Here is a 19,171-nt window from a genome sequence, read left to right on the forward strand (position 1 = left end):
ATCGCTGCGCGGGGCACGGTCACCATAGGACGGACGCTCCGTGCGGGCCGGACGGTCGTTGTTGTAGGCCGGGCGATCTGTGCGCGGGGCACGGTCACCATAGGACGGACGCTCCGTGCGGGCCGGACGGTCGTTGTTATAGGCCGGACGATCGTTGTTGTAGGCCGGACGATCGGTGCGCGGGGCACGGTCACCATAAGAGGGACGCTCGGTGCGCGGAGCACTGTTGCGGTCGCTATAGGACGGACGGTCGTTGTTATACGACGGACGGTCTGTGCGGGGGCGGTCGTTGTTGTATGCAGGGCGCTCGTTGCGCTCGCTGTTGGTACGGCCACCGTTTTCGGGGCGAACGGAACGCGAGCCGTAAGCCGGACGCTCGCTCGAGGGGCGCTCGTTCGAACGCGCGGCGCGCTCGTCCGCGTTCCAGCGCTGCTTCTTGGGGGCTCCCTCGTCAGCGCGGTAGCCGCGGTGTCCGGGGCTCTTGCTGCCGGCGTTGTTGGAACCGCCGTGGCCCGATCCGCCCTTGGAGTATTTGGGATCGAAGTTCTTACCATTACGACCGACGGTGGAGTTGTGCGAATTGCCTTGAGGCATAAAGATATCTCTGGGTTGTGTTCAGTACATGGCAGAACAACATCGCACATGCGACGTAACTGAGAACCCGAGCAATCTGTGGTCGGGGCCGTTCACATACAGTGATTTTTCACCAGCGGATTACTGGGAAACCGGCCCAACTTGACTTACAAACCCATCCGCGCACAGCGCGGTGTCAAGAGCCGACTTGTCTACGCTACCCGATACACCCGGAAAAGTCACGCGCAAGTGTGCACATTGTCTCGCTCTATTCTGATGACATGACCATTTCGATCAGTATTGAGCAGCCCCGGCAGGCTGACGTCGAGGCCTTACTGGCCGCCGGAACCGTCTTCGCATACTCGCTCTACCCCGTGGAGAACACATTCCTACTGAGTACTGACGAACTCGAGCGTCCGGGCGTCGCCGTGTATGTGGCCCGCGATGCGCACGGGGCTGCCTGCGGCATGGCGGCTCTGGTTCCGCTGGACTCCGCCGACACGGCCGAACTGAAGCGACTGTTTGTGCACGCCGAGGCTCGGGGCCACGGTGTGGCCGGCCGCCTGCTCGACCGCATCGAAGCGGATGCCGCTGGCCGCGGCATCCGCTCGCTCGCGTTGGAGACCGGCACGCTGCAGGACGCGGCGGTGGCGCTCTACCGTCGTCGCGGCTACGAGCAGATCGACCTGTTCGGCCCGTATGTCGGCGAAGAGCTCAGCCTCTGCTTCGCCAAGAGCCTCTGACTCAGACGGCACCTTCGAGCACCCAGGCCGGGAACGGGTCGGCCAGTGTGTTCCAGAACATGGGGCCGGCGAGAAACTCGGCGTCGGTGAGCAGGCAGTCGTCAAGGTTGGCACTGAGCAGGCGCGCGTCGAGGTCGCGGCCGAAGAAGGCGATCTCCTGGCCGAGCGGGGACTCGGGGTCGTGGCTCGCCATGCTGGTGGGTTCGAAGGTGATGGTGGGACCGGCGCTGCTCCAGGAGCCGACGGTGGCGGGCCGCGTGGCGAGACGAAACAGTCCGCGGGAGCGCAGGATCTCGCCCGCCTCCTCGGCGCGGTCCGGAAAGAAGTCGGCCAGGCGCGCCGGGTGGAACGGTCGCACGTCCCGGTAAACGACACAGGTGAGCCCCTGCGGACTGCGCGAGAGTAGGGCGTCGCCGTTGAGTTGGCGCACCCAGCCCGGGCTGCGCTGCAGCCAGGCGAACATGTCGCGGCGCGGAACGGGCCAGCCGTCGGCACTGCCCTGGCCGTGTTCGGCGAACACGATGTGGCTGGCCGGGTTCAGTAGGCGCACGAAATCGCGAATATCGGCGGAATCGCTCATGGGCACGAGGTCGGTCTTGTTGATCACGACGATACTCGCCCACTCGATCTGTTCGATCAACAGGTCACCGACGGTGCGCTCGGGGTCGTTGTGGGCGTGGCCATAGTTCACGTCGTGTTCGTCGGGAGTCGGCGCGAGGGTTTCGCGGTGGAGGTCGGCCCAGAATCGCTCGGCGTCCAGCACGGTGATGAGGTCGCCGAGACGCACGGCGTGGCCGTTGGCCAGTCGCTCGGGTGAGTCACCGGTTTCGACGAGGGAACTGGCAATCTCGAGCGGCCCGACCGCGGTCGGTGCCTCGACGAAAACGTCGAGAGCGGATGCCTCGCCCCTGCCCGTTGGAACACTGTCGGCCGCTTCGATGAGCACAGTGCGCAGGGCGTCGGACGCCGATGTGGTCAGGGCGAACGGTTGGCGCCCGAGGTTGTGCGCCACCGACGTCTTGCCCGCGCCGGCCAGGCCGCTCACCACATTCACCCGAAGATACGTTTCTGTCTGCATGCCTGTTACTCTAATTGATATTCGTTCTCAATAAGAAATCTGAATCGGGGAACTATGAAGGTACGCAATTCGCTCAAGGCGCTCAAGGCGGTTCCGGGCTCGCAGATCGTGCGGCGACGCGGACGCACGTTCGTGATCAACAAGCTCAATCCGCGCGCCAAAGCACGCCAGGGCTAGCCGCGCGGCCCTCGCAGCGGTCGCGGCACGTGTTTGAGAAGTTGGCACTGGTTTGAACACGTGCCAACTTCCTGGAGGCGTGCCACGACGCTCAGCGCGGCCAGGCTCACCGCAGGGGGCCTCACCGAGGCCGGGCTCAGCGCGGCCGGCCACCGATCCGACGGGACAGCTCCGCGGCCGTCGCCGCCACGGTTTCGGCGAGCGCCGGCCAATCCCCGGGTGCGAACCGGTCCTGCGCGAAGGTCACCGCAATGGCGGCGGCGGGCCAGCCGGCGTGGTCGTGCACGGCGAGCGCGACGGAGGCGATGCCGGGCGTGATCTCGCCGTTTTCGGTGGCATAGGCATCCGTTTTGACGCGGTCGAGCACCGCTCGCAGCTCGAGCCTCGTGCGCGGGCCACGGCCGTCGCGCTGTTCGAGCGCCGCCTGGTTCGGATAGAGCGCGCGCAGCTGGGCGGCGGGCAGGGCCGCGAGCAGGGCGCGTCCGCTGGCGGTGAGGTGGGCGGGTAGCCGCACCCCAACGTCGGAAACGAGGGACGGGCGGTGCGCGGCGCGTTCCTCGACCAGGTAGATCACGTCACGCCCGTGCAGCACCACGAGGTGCGCGCTCTCCCCCAGCCGGTCGACGAGCTGGGCGATCAGCGGGCGTCCGAGCCGGGAGAGCGGTTCCTGCCGGCTGAACCCCGAACTCAGTTCGAAGGCGGCGATGCCGAGCCCGTAGCGGTGTTCTTCCGGCAGGTGCACGACGAACCCCTCCGCTACGAGCACGTCGAGCAGCTGGTACACGGTCGAGCGCGGCAGGCCGAGGGCGGTCGCCAGCGCTGCCGCGGGGATCGGTCCGCGCTGGGCGGCGAGATGCGTCAAAACCCGCAGGGTGCTCTGCGCGGCCGGAACCTTCGAAGCCATCACGAATCCTTTCAGAGCGGATGCTCATGTCCGGTATCCCGGACACCGTCCAGCGTATCGCCCTGTTGCCCGGGCCCGCGAGGGTGTCCAATCGAAGTATGACCCTTGCAGCCACGCCCAGAACCGACCGGACCAACCCGAGCGGGGCATCCGCGTCGAGCATCGTTGTGGGAGTCGGAGCGCTCTCGTTCGCCGACGTGATCGCCGTCGCCCGCCACAATGCGCGCGTCACCCTCGACCCGGCGAGTCTGGAACAGGTCGGGGCGACCCGCACCATCATTGACGCCCTCGCAGCTGACACCGAGCCGCACTACGGCATCTCCACCGGCTTCGGGGCCCTCGCGACGACGTTCATCACCGCCGACCGGCGCGCCCAGCTGCAGGCGAGCCTCGTGCGCTCGCACGCGGCCGGAAGCGGGCCGGAGGTGGAACGCGAGGTCGTGCGCGCCCTTATGCTGCTGCGGCTTTCGACGTTGATGACCGGGCGCACCGGCGTGCGGCCGGCCACCGCCGAGACCTACGCGGCCGTGTTGAACGCCCAGATCACCCCGGTCGTGCACGAATATGGATCGCTCGGCTGCTCCGGCGACCTCGCCCCACTCGCCCACTGCGCCCTCGTCGTGATGGGCGAAGGCCAGGCGCGCGACGCGGCCGGCGCCCTGCTCGGCGGCGACGAAGCCCTCAAAGCTGCCGGCATCGAGCCGGTCGTGCTCGCCGAAAAAGAGGGCCTCGCCCTGATCAACGGCACCGACGGCATGCTCGGCATGCTCGTGCTCGCCCTGGACGACCTCGCCCGCCTGCTCGTGACAGCCGATATCGCGGCGGCGATGAGCGTGGAGGCACTGCTTGGAACGGATGCCGTCTTCGCGGCCGATCTGCAGCAGCTGCGGCCCCAGCTCGGCCAGGCCGACAGTGCCGCGAATCTGCGCCGCCTGCTCCACGGCTCAGGCCTGCTGGCCAGCCACGCCGGCCCGGAAGACACGTCGGTGCAGGACGCCTACTCGCTGCGCTGCGCCCCACAGGTGCACGGTGCAGCGCGCGACACCGCCGCGCATGCCGCCCTCGTGGCCGGCCGCGAACTGGCCAGCGCCATCGACAACCCCGTCGTCACCGTCGGCGGGCGAGTCATGTCGAACGGTAACTTTCACGGCGCCCCGCTCGGCTATGTGCTCGACTTTCTCGCCATCGCCTCAGCGGATGTCGCGAGCATGAGTGAGCGCCGCACCGACCGTCACCTCGACGCGAGCCGCAGCAAGGGTCTGCCACCGTTTCTCGCGCACGAAGTTGGCGTCGACTCCGGACTCATGATCGCCCAGTACACCGCTGCCGGGATCGTGTCGGAGTTGAAGCGGCTGGCTGCACCGGCGTCCGTTGACTCGATTCCGTCGTCGGCCATGCAGGAGGACCACGTATCGATGGGCTGGCACGCCGCCCGCAAGCTGCGCCGCTCGCTCGACGGGCTCGGCCAGGTGCTCGCGATCGAGATCATGACCGCCGCCCGATCGCTCGACCTGAGGGCACCGCTCACTCCCGCCGCGGCAACCGGAGCGGTGCGCGACCTCGTGCGCACCGTCGCCGCCGGCCCCGGGCACGACCGCTTTCTCTCCCCCGAAATTGAGAGGGTCGTGGCGCTCGTGGCGTCGGGCGCGGTGCGCTTGGCTGCCGGCTCGGGACTGGTGTAACGCTCGACCGACCTTGTAGCGACCTTGTACGGTGAATTTGCCCCGTTGTGAGCGCAGCGGTGCCGTGCCATACTTGCGCCACGCTGGCCCGCCCGAGCCGCGTAAATCCATTACCCGAAATGGATCAGGTTCTGCAATGTTGCCACCCGCGAAGCGCCAACGCACCGTGCGGTTCGGGCGAGCGAAACCGCGGCATCGGGCCACTGTCAAGCGGATGCTGGTTCGTCGCGACGGCTCGCTCGCCGCGGTCGTTGTCACGGCCCTCGTACTCTTCGGCGCACCGATCGCGGCCAGCGCCGACGACCTGCCAGCGGGCTCGTCGGCCACGCCGACGCCCGTCGTGAGCGCCATGACGGAGCCGGTGCCCACGCCCACGCCTGAACCAACCGCGCCCGCGCCGGACCCCGTGTCGGCGCCTACTCCGGCGTCGACACCGACGCCGGAGCCCACGCCTGAACCGACCGTCGCGCCGACCCCTGAGCCCACCCCCGAACAGACCCCCGAACCGACCGCAGAGCCGACATCCACACCAACACCGACCGAGGCACCCGTTCCTGAACCCAGTGATGGTCCCATCCCGCCGGTGACCGAAACTCCGCAGCCGACCCCCGACCCAACCGTCGCCCCCAACCCGGTTACACCGATTGATACTGCTGCAACCGCGGCACAAGCCGCGGCCACGGTATCCGCTCAGGCAACGGCGCGCGCGGCCGCAGCCCAGGCACTCGCGGTGCAGCGGACGGCCGCCGAACGGGTCGCTGCCGAGCGCTCCGCCGCCCAGGAACTGACCGTTCAGCGAACCGCAGTATTGGCGACCGCGCTGACCCGCTCGCAGACCGCGCAGGTCGCCCTTGACACCGCGCGCCGCGAACTGGAATCAACACGCGCGAGCCAGTCGATCGCTCTCGGTCGGGCTTCCCTCGTGCACCGCCTTGCGCTGGAGGCGTCACAGCAATCCGCCGTCTCCCGGCGCAGCTTCGCGGTCCTCGCGCGCAAGCTGGCCCAGCAACAAAGCGGTGCCGGCGTCGCCGACGTCTTTCTCGGCGGGCATTCGCTGGGCAATGTGCTCGATCAGCTCAGCACCCTTGACCAGCTGGACCGCGTCAGCGAGAACATCGAGACGATCCAGGCGCGCGCCGAGGCCGACTCAGCGCGCGCAGAGCGGCTAAACCAGCAAGATGCCGAGACGCGCGCCGCCGCGAGCACGGTGTCGGTCGACGCCAGCCAGGCCACACTCGACGCGGCCACGAGCGACTTCGAGCGGGCCGGCCTCGACCTGATCGCCGCAGCAACGCAGGCCGCGACCGCCGCCGCGAGCCTGGCCGCCATCGACGTGCGCCCGATCGTGCGCACCGACGTCGGGCAGCTGAGCGACCAGGGCTGGGCCAACCCGGCACGCGGACCCATCACGGATGCCTACGGTCCGCGCCCGGTTCGCCCGCTCCCCGGAGTCGGCGCGTTCCACCACGGCAGCGACATCGGGGCGAGCTGCGGAGCGCCCGTCTTCGCCGCCACCGCCGGAATCGTTCGCGCAAGTGGCTCCGTGGGAAGTTACGGCAACTGGATCCTGATCGACCACGGTGAGGGGGTGCAGACAGGCTACGCCCACCTCGCCACCGGTGAAACGCTCGTCACTGTCGGTGATCCCGTCGCCGCCGGCCAACGAATCGGCCGTGTCGGCAGCACCGGTCTGTCCACCGGCTGCCACACCCACGTCGAGGTGCGGGTCGACGGCGTGCGCATCGACCCGCAGCCCTTCTTCCTACTTCGCGGCGTCGTGCTCGGAGGCTGACGGCATCTGCACGTCGTGCTGGTTGCACCGCGACTGCGTCACCGGCAGCCGATCCTCGGGGGCCGCTATTGGCCATCCGCTGCGGCAGGTCACATTCAACGCACGAGATGCCAGAATCAAGGGGCCGAAGTTGGCCTCTCGCACCGAATTCAGGCGGCCCGACGCACCGAACGCCGCTCGCGCGTGCCCTCGACCAGCAGGTAGAGCACCGGCAGCACGATCAGCGTCAGCACCGTCGACGACACCAGACCACCGATGACGACGAGGGCGAGCGGCTGCGAGATGAATCCGCCGTGGCCGGTGAGGCCGATCGCCATCGGCAGCAGCGCGAAGATCGTCGCCAGGGCGGTCATCAGGATGGGCCGCAGCCGTCGGCTGGCACCGGCCACGAGGGCGTCGGGCACCGAGAGGCCGCGTCGACGGTACTGGTTGACCAGGTCAACGAGCACGATGGCGTTGGTGACCACGATTCCGATGAGCATGAGCACGCCGATCAGCGACGGCACCCCCAGCGGAATGCCGGTCACGACCTGCAGTGCGATGGCCCCCGTCGCCGCGAACGGCACCGACACGAGCAGCAGCAGCGGCTGCAGTAGCGAGCGGAACGTCGCCACCATCACGATGTAGACGATGAGAATCGCCACGAGCATCGCGACGCCGAGCTGCGAAAAGGCTTCGGCCTGATCGGCGCTGACCCCGCCGAGGGTTGCGGTTGCCCCGGTCGGCAGCGCCGTGTCGGCGAGCATCTGGCCCAGCTGCGCGTTCGCCGCGCCCAGGTCATCGCTCGCGGGGGTCGCCGATACGGTCGCCGTGCGCAGCCCCTTCGCCGTGGTGAGCGTGCTCGGACCGTCGACTTGTTCCACTGTCGCGAGGGTATCCAGGGCCACAGCTCCGGTGCGCGTGGGAATCTGCCGGGCCGCGAGATCGGCGGCAGTCGTCGGCGGCGATTGCGCCGACAGGTAGACGGTGAGGTTGGTCTCGTCGATCACGATCGATCCGATCGCGCTCGGCTGCATGGCCTGCGACACGAGCGTTCCAAGAGCGAATTCGCTCAGACCGGCCGTGGCGGCCGCCTCCCGATCGATGGTGACGGCCAGATACGGCAGCGAGGCGGCGAGGGTGCTCGCGCTCTCCTTGATCGCACCAAGTTTCTGTACCGCGCTGAGAATGGCGGTGGTCGCGGTCTGCAGGTCGGCATCCGTTGCGGCCGTGATATCGACGGCGATGTCGGAGGACGCCCCGAAACCGCTCGCCGCGGCGACCGAGATCTCGCCCACGTCGCCCAGTTTGGCCAGGGCCGTGCGCGCGTGATTTTGTACCGTATCGGCGTTGGCGCCGTCGGCGGTGGTGATCGAATAGGTCACCGCGCTCGACGTGGGCGCCCCGCCGCGGAACGCGCTCGCGGCGCTTCCTCCGCCGATCGAGAGCTGCACGATGTCGATTCCGTCCAGGTCACGCAGCGCTTTTTCGACCGAGGCGGATGCCGCATCCTGCGCGGCCAGACTGCTGCCCACCGGCAGCGTCTGGGTCACCCGGAACGTGTCCTGCCCGGTCGACCCGAGAAAATTCACCTTCATGAACGGCACGAGCGCCGCCGTTCCGCCGAGCACGAGCACGGCGAGCAAAAGCGTCGCGACGGCGTGTTTAAGGGTGAACCGAATGACCGGCAGATAGCCCTTCTGCAGCCGCCCCGGGTTCTCGCCGGCCTCGGCCGCCGCCGACAGTCGCGTTGGCAAGTTTGGTGCCATGCCGGTCGAAGCGGATGCCGCGGCCGCGTGCCGCGAGTGCCCGCCGGTCTCCAGAATCGCCGGCTCCGGTTCGGCGGCGAGCGCGGTTTGGTCGGCCGTGACGGCCTTGGGCGCCCGCAGAAACCAGTACGCGAGCACGGGAACGATGGTGAGCGACACCAGCAGTGAGGCCAGCAGGGCGATCGTCACGGTGAGCGCGAACGGTCGAAACAGTTCGCCCGTCGACCCGCCGACAAAGGAGATCGGCAGGAAGACGGTGACCGTCGTGATGGTCGAGGCGGTGATCGCTCCGGCCACTTCGCGCACCGCGAAGACGATCGTGGCGGCGCGGTCGGCACCCGCCACGAGGTGCCGCTTGATGTTCTCGATCACCACGATGGAGTCGTCGACGACCCGGCCGATGGCGATTGTGAGCGCGCCGAGAGTGAGGATATTGAGCGAATAGCCCACGCTCTGCAACCCGATAAAGGTGATCAGGACCGAGGTCGGAATGGAGATGGCCGTGACGAGGGTGGCCCGCACCGACAACAGGAACAGTAAAATCACGATCACCGCGAAGCCGAGGCCGAGCAGGCCCTCCTGGGTGAGCGCGTCGATCGACTGCTGAATGAACGGCGCCTGGTCGAACACGACCGTGAACGTCGCGGGCGCGACCGCCGCTTCAAGCTGCGGCACAATCGCGCGCACCGCCTTCGACACGTCGACCGTGTTCGCAGCGGGAACCTTGGTGACGGCGATGGTGAGGGCGGGTTCGCCGTTCACCCGGGAGATGCTCGTGATCGGGTTTTCGACGAGCGCGACCGTGGCGACGTCGCCGATGGTCGCGGGGGCGGCATCCGCTACACCGGTGAGACCGGTGGAACCAGCGATCAACGGGAGCGCGGTGATGTCGTCGACCGAGCCGAGCTTGCCGCCGGCCTGCACCGACAGGGTCGTGTCGCCCTCGGTGATGGCGCCGGCCGGAATCAGCGACCCGTTCTGCTGCAGCGCATCGCGCAGGTTTTGGGTGCTGAAGCCGCGGGCGGCGAGTTCATCGGCGTTGGGCGTGATCGTGACGCGGCGGCCGATATCGCCGACCAGCGCGGCATCGCGCACGCCGGCCACGTCGCGAATATCGCCGAGCACGCTGCGTTTCAGCTGGTCGGCAAGCGCCACGGTATCGCTCGAGGCGACCGCGAGCGATATCACCGGAAAGTCGTCGATGCTGCCGCTGATCACCTGCGGGTCGACGTCGGCCGGCAGCACGCTCTTGATGCGGTTGATGGCCTGGTCAATGCGGGATTCTGCCTTGACCAGGTCGGTGCCGTAGGTGAAGGTGGCGCTCACCAGCGAGGAGTTGGTGCTGCTCGTCGTCGACGTCGTTTCGAGGCCGACCAGGCCCTGAATGGCCGTCTCGATCGGGGTCGATACGTCGTCGTTGACCACCTGCGGCGACGCACCCGGATAGCTCGTCGACACGAGCAGCTGCGGCAGCTGCAGCGATGGAATCAGCTCCTGTTTGAGCCCGGTCAGGGCCAGGCTGCCGAACACGGCCGCCACAATGGTGATGAGGGCGATCAACGCCCGATTTTTCATGCTCACTACCGCGAGAAAATGCACCCGCTCAGTATGCCAGTGAGCGCGGGTCAGACTACCTCGGCCAGGTACCCGGTATCAGTGAACGGATGCCGCAGCAGCGACCCCCAGGCCGCCTCAAGCGCGTCGACGGCCCGGTCGGTGTCCGAGGCGGAGTGTGAGAAGGGCAGTCGCAGGAACCGCTCGAAGGCGCCATCGAGGCCGAACCGCGGACCAGCCGGCACGAGCAGGCCGTGGCTGCGCGCGGCGAGTGCGAGCTGCGAACTCACGGGGCTGCCGAGGTTGACCCAGGCGGTGATGCCGCCGTCGACGTGCGGCACCTGCCAGTCGGGAAATATATCGGCCAGTCGGCGTTCCAGGTGGTCGCGGCCCACGCGCAGCAGCTCACGCCGTCCGGCCAGGATGGCGGGCATGTCGGCGAGCAGCCGTGTCACGATGAGCTGTTCGAGAATGGGGGTGCCAAGGTCATTGGTGCAGCGAGCGGCCACGAGCTTGCTAATGAGCGCCGGTTCGGCGCGGATCCAGCCGATGCGCATGCCGCCCCAGACAGTTTTACCCACCGAGCCGACACTCACCACTCGCGGTGCCGACCGCATGTCGGTGCAGGCCGCGAACGGCGGAAACTCGCCAGCGCGGTCAATGTCAAGTTCGGCGATGGTCTCGTCGATGATGAGGGTTGTGCAGGCGTCCGCAGCGGCGGAGGCCACCCGTTCGCGTTGCTCGGCCGGCATGCTCTGGCCGGTGGGATTGTGAAAGTCGGGCATGAGATAGCCGACGACCGGGCTGCTGCGCTGAAGGGTTTGCAGCAGGGCGGCTTCATCCCAGCCCAGTGTGCCCGGGTCGTCGCCCGGCCCGCCGGCCGACACGTTCACGGCGGCGAGACGGGCGCCGGCCGCACGCAGGGCCTCGCCCGCGTGCGGATACGTCGGTGATTCGATCAGGGCGCGGTCTCCGCGGCCGACGAGCACGCGGGCGAGCAGGGCAATGGCGTGCTGGGCGCCGAGGGTCACCATGATCTGCTCCGGCGCGGTCGGCAGGCCGCGGTCGGTATAGCGGTCGGCGATCGCAGCCCGCAACTCGGGAATGCCCACGGGGTCGAAACCGGAGTCACCCAGGTGCCGCGGCAGCTCGGCGGCGCCGTGCGCTGCGGCATCCGCCAGGCCGGGCAGCGCCGGCATCGTGGCCTTGCTGAAGTCCAGGATTCCGTCCGTTTCCGGAGTGGGGCTGGGGGCGCCGGTCCCCGGCAACCGCACGACGCTGCCCGACCCGCGCACACTGCGCAGGTAGCCCGCGTCGCGCAGCTCACGATAGGCCGCCGTCACCGTGGTTCGACTGACACCGAGGCGCTCGCTCAGATCACGTTCGGCCGGCAGCCGGCTGTCGGTGGGGATACGCCCGTCGAGGGTCAGCAAGCGGATGCGATCGCTCAAGGCTCGATACGCGCTCGCTCCGCCGCGCCACTCGCCCAACAGGGTATCGAGGCCCCGAGCACTCAGGTGATTCTCGCTCATGAGGCCACCTTAGTCAGATTGGCATCTTGATAACAGGCCAGTTATGCAATTGGATTGGCAACTATGACACGTCGAATCACGCAACTGCTTATTGGCCTCTTCCTCTACGGAATCGGCATTGCTCTGATCGTGCGTGGCGGCATCGGAGTGGCCCCCTGGGACGTGCTCACCCAGGGAATCGACAACCACACCCATCTGGGCTTCGGGCTGATCACGATTCTGACCAGTGCGGTCGTTCTGGTGCTGTGGATTCCGATCCGCCAGAAGCCGGGCTCCGGAACGCTGCTGAACGCCGTACTCGTGGGCCCGGCGGCCGACGTCGGCCTGTGGCTCATTCCGGCCGACCTCGACCTGTGGCTGCGGGTGCTCTTGTTCGCCGCCGGCCTGATGATGATTGCCGTCGCCACCGGCCTCTACATCGGGGCACACTTCGGCCCCGGCCCGCGAGACGGCCTGATGACCGGTCTGCACAAGCGCACCGGCTGGAAGATCTGGATCGTGCGTACCGGTATCGAGGTGACCGTGCTCGGCATCGGCTGGGCGCTGGGCGGCAACGTGGGAATCGGCACCGCGCTGTTCGCCGTGCTGATCGGTCCCCTCTGCCAGCGCACGCTGCCGTTGTTCGCGATCAAACGGCCCGCCACCTCCACCGCCCAGCCGATCCTCGCCCCTACTCCCTAGCCCGCCCGAGCCCGAGCCCGAGCAATCTTACGGAGCAAGGAGCGAGGCGGTTGGGTTTCCTGCGGGGTTGTGAGTTCTGAGCGAGGAGCGGGTGACCCACCCGGCGTCCCCGGAATGCCGCGCAACCACTCGAACTGCCGCTTGGCCAATCCTTGCGCCTCGTCACCAGCCGGGTCGATGCCCCGCGCCGCGGCTGCCTGGCGTCAAGGTCAAGCGGCAATGTCATGTTTCAGTGTCGGTGCCCCGGAGTACCGTTTATGGCATGGCAACGTGGCAGGAAGTTCAAGCGGATGCGCCGCAATTCGCTTCAAGGGTTCGCGCAATTTTCGACGCCGGCACCAACAAGACGATGGCCTCCCTGCGCCGGGACGGCTCCCCGCGCATCAGCGGCACCGAGCTCGTGTTCGAGCCCGAGCGCATCACCCTGGGCATGATGCCCGATTCGCAGAAGCTGCACGACGTGCTGCGCGACCGGCGGGTGGCCATCCACTCGCCCACCCTGGAACCCCCGGCAGGTCAGCCGTCGGACTGGGCCGGCGACGCGAAACTGGCCGGCGTGCTGGTAACCAAAGAGCCCAACCCGGCCGATCCGCCGGGGTCTTCGAGTTTCGAGCTGCGGGTGCACGAGGTCGTGCTCACCTACATCGATCCCGACAACACGCATCTGATTATCGAGTCCTGGCACGAGGGCCGGGCGTGGCAGCGAATCAGCCGGCTGTAGGCCCGCAGAACTCGGTGATCGTGCCCTCGAGAATCTTCGCGAGCGCCCGCACCGACTCGGCGTCGGCCCACTCGGTATCGGCGTGCAGGCCTTCGCCGGCGGCGCCGAACACGACGCAGGGAATTCCGGCTTCGAGAATGAGCCCGGCATCGGTCCAGAACGGTTCGCCACGCGTCACCGCTGGGTGCCCGAGCACCCGCCTGGCGTTGCCGGTCAGCGCCCGAACAATAGGCCAGTGCGGCTCGGCCTCGAATGCCGCCCGCGCCACCAGCCGAGTCAGCGTGAACTGAAACTTCGGCTCCTCCACTGCCAAAGCAGTGAACAGCGCGCGCAGCTCGGACTCGACCTGCTCCGGGGACTGGCCCGGCAGCATCCGTCGTTCCAGGGTCAGCACACAGCGGGCCGCGACCGTGGCCGCATCGTCGCCGCCGGCGATCTTCGACACCCGCACGGCGCCGTGGCCGAGCGTGGGGTGGGCCGGTTCCGCGTGAAGTCGCTGCCGCAGGCCGTTGAGGGCGCCGAGCGCGAGGCCCGCGTGCCAGATGGCGTCGACGCCCAGCTCGGGCTGCGAGCCGTGTGCGGCCAAGCCGGTCAGTTCGAGTTCGAACCAGGCGAAGCCGCGGTGGGCGGTAGTGAGTTCAAGGCTGCTCGGCTCGATCACCAGGGCGGCGTCGGCGCTCACTGTGCGCAGCACCTCCTCGGTGCCGATGCTGCCGAATTCCTCGTCGGCGACCAGCGTCACGATCACATCGCCGGCCAACTCGCCGGCGGATGCCCGCGCCGCCCCCACAAGAATCGCTGCGAGTCCGCTCTTGGTGTCGACGGCCCCGCGCCCGTGCACCCGGCCGTCCCGGAGCTCGCCGCTGAACGGGTCGCCGGCGTAGGTCGCGACGCCGACCGTGTCGAGGTGGGCGTTGAGCATGATCGAGCGGCCGGTTCCGGTGCCGCGCTTGACGCCGACGACCGACGGACGCCCGGGGGTCTGCTCCAGCATGGTGACCTCGAAACCCTGCTGGCGCAGCCACTGGCCGCACCAAGCCGCGATCCGGGCCTCCCCGGCGGCTCCCGGCACGAGGTCGGGGTTGACCGAATCGATGCGCACGAGCTGCTGCAAAATCGCGACCGGGTCGCTCTCGGAGGGTAAGCGGGACATCCTTCGAATCTAGGCCCTCTCGCGAGAGCGGGAAAATCGCTGCTTCCGGGGGCTGCTGCAACACTTTTTCCGCTCTCGCGGAACTGGGACGTGCGCTGGGTAGGGTGCAGCATGGGCACAACATCGCGGTGGGGGCTGATTCCGGCGGCGCTGGTGAGCGCATCCGCTGTGCTGTTGTTTGCCGTGAGGATGCCGCTTGCCGGCTACTTTGTGCTCGCCGCAGCCCTCGTGCTCGCCTTTCTGATCAACCGGGCTCTGTTTCGCGACCTGTTGCTCATTGCCGTGGGTCTCGGCATCATCAGCTCGATCTCGGTCGAGGCGAACATCAGCTACCCGAACATCGCGTTGATGGGCACCGTCCTGAGTCTCTCGGTGCTCGTGCCGTACCTCCTCTCGCGGTACTACTTCAAGGATCACGCGATTCGGTTTCCGATTCGCACCGGGCAGCGCTGGACCACCCTCGAGAAGGCGTACCTGCCGATCGTGGTGTTGCTCGGGTACTTGATTCTGCCGAGCTACTTCATCGGAAGCGGCGCGTACCAGAATTGGCCGGCGGTAACCACGCCCGATGAGATCGCGCGACTGTTCGTGGGCGTGGGCTTCGTGGGCATCTGGGATGAACTGTTCTTCATCTGCATCGCCTTCGCCCTGCTGCGACGGCATTTTGCCGACTGGCAGGCCAATATTCTGCAGGCGGTGATCTTCTCGTCGTTTCTCTGGGAGCTCGGATATCAGAGTTGGGGGCCGCTGCTCACCGTGCCGTTCGCGCTGCTGCAGGGCTATACGTTTGCCCGCACCCGGTCACTGACCTACGTGGTCTGTGTACACCTTCTGTTCGACGTCGTGGTGTTCCTCGTGCTCGTGCACGCTCACAATCGCGACTGGTTGAACATTTTTCTGTACTGACCCTCTTGCGCCTCTCAGGAACGCGATATATCGTGTCTTCTAGAACACGCGATATAGCGCGAGTTTACCTCTGAAAGGACAACCCAGTGTCACTGGAAAAATGGCTGGTCGCCCCCGGGCAGACCAAGATTATCGATGTCGAACTGGTGCGCAAGCTCAAGGTCGGCCTCATCGCCGGCACGGTCGACATCATCGGCCATGACGAACCCGGCGCTCGCATTGAAGTGCACGGCGTCACCGGCAAAGACCTGAAGATCTCGATGGACGGCGACCGCCTCGAGATCGACCACCCGCAGCTGCGCTGGGACAACTTCATCGAGGTCTTCGCCTCGTTCCGCGGTACCGCACGCGCCGAGGTGAGCATCTCGGTTCCCCGCGACGTCGCGCTGCGCTTCGGCGTGGTCTCGGCCGACGCCCTCGTCTCCGGCCTCCGCAATGACGCCAAACTCAGCACAGTGTCCGGCGATCTCGTCATCGACGACGTGCAGGGCGACCTCGAACTCAACGCGGTGAACGGCGAGATCTCCGTGCGCAATCACGTGGGAGCGCTGACCGTGCACACGGTATCCGGCGATATCACGGCGAGCGGCAGCATCCGTCAGTTCACGCTCGACGGGGTCTCGAGCAACGTGTTCCTCGACGTCACCGGCACGCCAGACCAGATCGTCACGAACTCGGTCAGCGGCAACCTCACCGTGCGGCTCGAGCCGGGCGTCGCCGCGCGCTACCACCTGAACACCCTCTCCGGCACGCTGCAGCTCGACGACCACACCGTGCGCACCGCGTTCGGCAAGGGCTACGAGGGCTCCACCGGCGCCCTCGACGGCAGCTGGGTCGACGTGCGCTCCAACTCGGTGTCCGGCGACATCTCGGTCGTGCGCAGCGAGATCACGAGCCCCGCATCGACCACGCAAGCGGATGCCGCAGCGCCCGCCGCGGCCCACTCTCCCGCCCAATCGCCCCAGGACCCGGCATGAGTGCCATGTTCGCCCACGGCAGCCTGCGCCTATACCTGCTGAGCCTGCTGGCCGAGCGACCCCGGCACGGCTACGAGCTGATCCAGGCACTCAGCGACCGCTTCGGCGGCACCTACAGCCCGAGCGCCGGCACGATCTACCCGCGGCTGGCCAAGCTCGAGGAGGAGGGCCTCGTCACCAAGCAAGCGGATGGCCGCAAGACCGTCTACGAGATCACCGACGCCGGCCGCGCCGAACTGCTCGCCCGCGAAGGTGAACTCGGCGCAATCGAAGACGAGGTGACCGACTCGGTGCGGCGTCTGGCCGACCAGGTGCGCACCGGAGTCAACTCCGCCATGAAGACCCTGCGGGCTGACCTCGCCTCGGCCGCCCGGCAGGCGCGCGACGCGTCGTCGCCCTCGGCCCCGCGCGGCTACGACGGCACGCCGGAATCGTGGGACCCCACGGGCTCGTCCACCTGGGAGGCCCCCACGCCCCCGTCCGCGGCCCCAACGTCGCCCGACGGACCGCCCACATCACCGACCCCGACCTCCCCGAACGAGGACACGTCTGCTCGCCTGGACTCCCGCCGCGCCCTGAACGAAGCCGACATGGTGCTGAACGAGTTCCGGCAGCAGCTGCGCACGGACCTCCGAACGCAGGCCGCCCACTCCAATATCCCGTCGCAAACTGTGCCGTCGCTTCGTCGGCAGCTGGCCGACGTGCGCGCAAGCATCCTCGCCACCCTCCACCCCTAGCAGCGCCGACGACGGCCCCAGGAATCGCCCAAGAACAGAGGCGGATTTGACAGGGGCCGTCGTAGGTGTAGTGTCGTCCCTCGTGATACCCGAGGCGAACGCCCCAGTACCGGAAAGCCGTTCACCCAAGCGGTGGATCATCGGCGATCCGCTCCCAACCGAGCATTTGGACGGCCAACTGCTACCCAAACACCTCGCCCTCCCCATCTTCGCGAGCGACCCACTGTCGAGCGTGGCCTACGCGCCGCAAGAACTCCTCATGATCCTGACCCTCGGCGGGCTCGCCTTTCTGAGCTTCGCGCCCTGGGTTGCCGCGGTCGTCGTCGTGCTGCTCGTCGTTGTCGTCGCCTCCTATCGCCAGCTGATCAAGGCCTACCCCTCGGGCGGCGGCGACTACGAAGTCGCGCACAAGAACCTGGGCGAGAAGGCCGGCCTGGTCGTCGCATCCGCTCTGCTGGTGGACTACGTGATGACCGTGGTCGTGTCGGTTGCCAGTGGTGTGGACAACATCATCTCGGCGATACCCGCGCTGGCCCCCCTGCGCGTCGAACTCGCCGTCGTGTTCATTATCCTGCTCGCGGCAGCCAACCTGCGCGGCGTACGGGAGTCAAGCAAGGCCTTCGCCGTTCCGACCTACCTGTTCATCGGCAGCGTACTGCTCATGATCGTCGTCGGCCTGGTTCGCGCGCTGCTCGGCGATGCGCCGGTGGCCGAATCGGCCGGCTATGACGTGAAGGGCGAGAACCTCGCGCAGGCCGCTTTCATCTTGCTTCTGCTGCGTTCCTTCGCGAGCGGATGCTCCGCCCTCACCGGCGTCGAAGCCATCGCCAACGGCGTGCCCGCCTTCAAACACCCCAAGGTCAAGAACGCCCAGCGCACGCTCACCCTCATGGGCGGTATCGCCATCGTGCTGTTCGTCGGGCTAACGACCCTCGCGCTCATTTCCCAGGTGCACTACGCGGAGCGCGCCTGCGACCTGATCGGCTGGGCCGAGTGCGCCACAGCTCCGCAGCGCAGCCTGATCGCCCAGGTCGCCGCGGCAACGTTCGGCGACTTCTCCATCATGTTCTTCGTGCTGCAGGCGGCCACAGCGGCCGTGCTGTTGCTCGCTGCGAACACGGCTTTCAACGGCTTTCCGCTGCTCGGATCAGTGCTCGCCCGCGACTCCTATGCGCCGAAGTCGCTCAGCACCCGCGGCGACCGCCTAATCTACTCGAACGGCGTGGTGCTGCTGGCCCTCGCGGCCTGCGTGATCATGGTGGTCTACCGGGCCAACCTCACCGTACTGATCCAGCTGTACATCATCGGCGTGTTCGTCTCGTTCACGCTCGGCCAGACCGGCATGGTGCGGCACTGGCTGAAACTGCTGAAGAAGAACCCGCCGAACCGGGGCTCGATCATCCTGAGCCTGTCGATCAACGGTTTTGGTGCCGCCCTGACCGGTGTGGTGCTCATCGTCGTCACCGTCACCAAGTTCACCCACGGCGCCTGGCTCGTGTTCGTCATGATGCCGGTGCTGTTCTTTCTCATGATGGGCGTCAACCGGTACTACCGCGACGTCGCCAAGGAGATCGAGGTCGACCCGATCACCACCTTCGGCTCGCAGGGCGACCACGCCATCGTGCTCGTCGGCAAGATGCAGAAGCCGGTGCTCAAAGCACTCGACTACGCCATCGCCGCGCGGCATGTGAGCCTCGAGGCTGTGCACGTCTCGATCGACACCATTGAGACCAAAGAGCTCAAACGCGCCTGGGTGAAGCAGAACATCCAGGTTCCGCTGCGCATCGTCGCCTCGCCCTACCGCGACATCAGCTGGCCGCTGATCAACTACATTCGTGGCCGCCGCGACGATCACGGCTCCGAAGTCATCACCGTGTACACCCCCATCTACATCGTCGGCCACTGGTGGGAGGGCCTGCTGCACAACCACAAGGCTCGCCGCCTGCGCCAGAAGCTGATGCTCGTGCACGGCGTCACGATCGCCCTCGTGCCGTGGCTGCTCGACTCCTCCGAGCTCATCTACGGCCGCAGATCACGCCCCATTCCCGGTCAGGACCGTCGCGGCGAGCCGGTACGTTCGCGCCCGGTTTCCCGCCGGCCGCTCGCACCGCCAAACGGAGCGATCGACACTGCGACCAAGTCGACCACGACCAGCGGAACCGTTCCGCCGCAGTCGCGACCCTCGGCATCCCGTCGGCGCAAGCGCAAATAAC

Annotated in this window: 15 protein-coding genes and 1 pseudogene; 10 read left to right on the forward strand and 6 right to left on the reverse strand. The window is 67.5% G+C overall.

The annotated features are described in order from the left end of the window. Nucleotides 1–594 (reverse strand): annotated as a pseudogene (locus E3T35_RS02205) (ATP-dependent helicase); the annotation flags it as partial. 260 nt (nt 595–854) lie between these two features. Between E3T35_RS02205 and E3T35_RS02210 the strand changes: the two are divergent. Continuing rightward, nucleotides 855–1,316: a GNAT family N-acetyltransferase gene (locus E3T35_RS02210; RefSeq protein ID WP_134377761.1), complete on the forward strand. Its 462-nt coding sequence runs from the start codon at nt 855–857 to the stop codon at nt 1,314–1,316. 1 nt (nt 1,317) lies between these two features. Here E3T35_RS02210 and E3T35_RS02215 read toward each other — a convergent pair whose 3' ends face one another. Beyond that, a complete protein-coding gene (locus E3T35_RS02215) occupies nt 1,318–2,394 on the reverse strand; it encodes a GTP-binding protein (RefSeq protein ID WP_134377762.1) in 1,077 nt (358 codons plus the stop codon). A 54-nt stretch (nt 2,395–2,448) separates the two neighbouring features. Here E3T35_RS02215 and ykgO point away from each other — a divergent pair, with 54 nt between their 5' ends. Then, the gene (gene ykgO, locus E3T35_RS02220; RefSeq protein ID WP_092338025.1) at nt 2,449–2,571 is read left to right on the forward strand and encodes a type B 50S ribosomal protein L36; all 123 of its coding nucleotides are present in this window, start codon (nt 2,449–2,451) and stop codon (nt 2,569–2,571) included. A 136-nt stretch (nt 2,572–2,707) separates the two neighbouring features. Here ykgO and E3T35_RS02225 read toward each other — a convergent pair whose 3' ends face one another. After that, nucleotides 2,708–3,475 (reverse strand): IclR family transcriptional regulator, encoded by a 768-nt coding sequence (locus E3T35_RS02225; RefSeq protein WP_134343877.1) that lies wholly within the window; start codon nt 3,473–3,475, stop codon nt 2,708–2,710. 98 nt (nt 3,476–3,573) lie between these two features. On the opposite strand from E3T35_RS02225, the gene hutH reads away from it, so the two are divergent. Both hutH and E3T35_RS02235 read left to right on the forward strand, forming a co-directional pair. Next, nucleotides 3,574–5,157 (forward strand): histidine ammonia-lyase, encoded by a 1,584-nt coding sequence (gene hutH / locus E3T35_RS02230; RefSeq protein WP_134377763.1) that lies wholly within the window; start codon nt 3,574–3,576, stop codon nt 5,155–5,157. A gap of 136 nt (nt 5,158–5,293) precedes the next feature. Then, nucleotides 5,294–6,949 (forward strand): peptidoglycan DD-metalloendopeptidase family protein, encoded by a 1,656-nt coding sequence (locus tag E3T35_RS02235; RefSeq protein WP_241988704.1) that lies wholly within the window; start codon nt 5,294–5,296, stop codon nt 6,947–6,949. 149 nt (nt 6,950–7,098) lie between these two features. On the opposite strand, the gene E3T35_RS02240 is transcribed toward E3T35_RS02235, so the two are convergent. Together E3T35_RS02240 and E3T35_RS02245 are read right to left on the reverse strand one after the other, a co-directional pair. Next, complete coding sequence (locus E3T35_RS02240; protein ID WP_134377764.1) at nt 7,099–10,296, reverse strand: efflux RND transporter permease subunit; 3,198 nt, start codon at nt 10,294–10,296, stop codon at nt 7,099–7,101. A 26-nt stretch (nt 10,297–10,322) separates the two neighbouring features. After that, nucleotides 10,323–11,783, reverse strand: coding sequence for a PLP-dependent aminotransferase family protein (locus E3T35_RS02245; RefSeq protein ID WP_134343880.1), 1,461 nt, complete (start codon nt 11,781–11,783; stop codon nt 10,323–10,325). A gap of 63 nt (nt 11,784–11,846) precedes the next feature. Between E3T35_RS02245 and E3T35_RS02250 the strand changes: the two genes are divergently transcribed. Further along, nucleotides 11,847–12,464 (forward strand): YitT family protein, encoded by a 618-nt coding sequence (locus tag E3T35_RS02250; protein ID WP_134343881.1) that lies wholly within the window; start codon nt 11,847–11,849, stop codon nt 12,462–12,464. A 262-nt stretch (nt 12,465–12,726) separates the two neighbouring features. Continuing rightward, nucleotides 12,727–13,185 carry a pyridoxamine 5-phosphate oxidase gene (locus E3T35_RS02260; protein ID WP_134377765.1) on the forward strand — a complete coding sequence of 153 codons (459 nt, stop codon included), beginning with the start codon at nt 12,727–12,729 and terminating at the stop codon, nt 13,183–13,185. On the opposite strand, the gene E3T35_RS02265 is transcribed toward E3T35_RS02260, so the two are convergent. Beyond that, complete coding sequence (locus E3T35_RS02265) at nt 13,172–14,338, reverse strand: M20/M25/M40 family metallo-hydrolase (protein WP_134343883.1); 1,167 nt, start codon at nt 14,336–14,338, stop codon at nt 13,172–13,174. The two genes, E3T35_RS02260 and E3T35_RS02265, sit on opposite strands and share 14 nt — an antisense overlap. A gap of 111 nt (nt 14,339–14,449) precedes the next feature. Between E3T35_RS02265 and E3T35_RS02270 the strand changes: the two genes are divergently transcribed. From E3T35_RS02270 to E3T35_RS02285, 4 genes are all read left to right on the forward strand, one after another. Beyond that, nucleotides 14,450–15,244, forward strand: a complete 795-nt coding sequence (locus E3T35_RS02270) for a CPBP family intramembrane glutamic endopeptidase (protein WP_134377766.1) — start codon at nt 14,450–14,452, stop codon at nt 15,242–15,244. 86 nt (nt 15,245–15,330) lie between these two features. Next, complete coding sequence (locus tag E3T35_RS02275) at nt 15,331–16,221, forward strand: DUF4097 family beta strand repeat-containing protein (protein ID WP_134377767.1); 891 nt, start codon at nt 15,331–15,333, stop codon at nt 16,219–16,221. After that, nucleotides 16,218–16,958, forward strand: a complete 741-nt coding sequence (locus E3T35_RS19665; protein ID WP_241987594.1) for a PadR family transcriptional regulator — start codon at nt 16,218–16,220, stop codon at nt 16,956–16,958. The genes E3T35_RS02275 and E3T35_RS19665 overlap by 4 nt, the downstream gene beginning before the upstream one ends. Nucleotides 16,959–17,028: 70 nt before the next feature. After that, on the forward strand, nt 17,029–19,170 hold the full coding sequence (locus E3T35_RS02285) for an APC family permease (protein ID WP_370449292.1): 2,142 nt from the start codon (nt 17,029–17,031) through the stop codon (nt 19,168–19,170). Nucleotide 19,171 lies beyond the last annotated feature (1 nt).

Origin of the sequence: Cryobacterium sp. TMT1-2-2, from assembly GCF_004403505.1 — a bacterium.
In the GTDB taxonomy this organism is placed as follows: Bacteria; Actinomycetota; Actinomycetes; order Actinomycetales; family Microbacteriaceae; genus Cryobacterium; species Cryobacterium flavum.

Coding starts and splice junctions, on each gene's coding strand:
- E3T35_RS02210 (WP_134377761.1), top strand. CDS start 855: ATGACCATTTCGATCAGTATTGAGCAGCCCCGGCAGGCTGACGTCGAG.
- E3T35_RS02215 (WP_134377762.1), bottom strand. CDS start 2,394: ATGCAGACAGAAACGTATCTTCGGGTGAATGTGGTGAGCGGCCTGGCC.
- ykgO (WP_092338025.1), top strand. CDS start 2,449: ATGAAGGTACGCAATTCGCTCAAGGCGCTCAAGGCGGTTCCGGGCTCG.
- E3T35_RS02225 (WP_134343877.1), bottom strand. CDS start 3,475: ATGGCTTCGAAGGTTCCGGCCGCGCAGAGCACCCTGCGGGTTTTGACG.
- hutH (WP_134377763.1), top strand. CDS start 3,574: ATGACCCTTGCAGCCACGCCCAGAACCGACCGGACCAACCCGAGCGGG.
- E3T35_RS02235 (WP_241988704.1), top strand. CDS start 5,294: ATGTTGCCACCCGCGAAGCGCCAACGCACCGTGCGGTTCGGGCGAGCG.
- E3T35_RS02245 (WP_134343880.1), bottom strand. CDS start 11,783: ATGAGCGAGAATCACCTGAGTGCTCGGGGCCTCGATACCCTGTTGGGC.
- E3T35_RS02250 (WP_134343881.1), top strand. CDS start 11,847: ATGACACGTCGAATCACGCAACTGCTTATTGGCCTCTTCCTCTACGGA.
- E3T35_RS02260 (WP_134377765.1), top strand. CDS start 12,727: ATGGCAACGTGGCAGGAAGTTCAAGCGGATGCGCCGCAATTCGCTTCA.
- E3T35_RS02265 (WP_134343883.1), bottom strand. CDS start 14,338: ATGTCCCGCTTACCCTCCGAGAGCGACCCGGTCGCGATTTTGCAGCAG.
- E3T35_RS02270 (WP_134377766.1), top strand. CDS start 14,450: ATGGGCACAACATCGCGGTGGGGGCTGATTCCGGCGGCGCTGGTGAGC.
- E3T35_RS19665 (WP_241987594.1), top strand. CDS start 16,218: ATGAGTGCCATGTTCGCCCACGGCAGCCTGCGCCTATACCTGCTGAGC.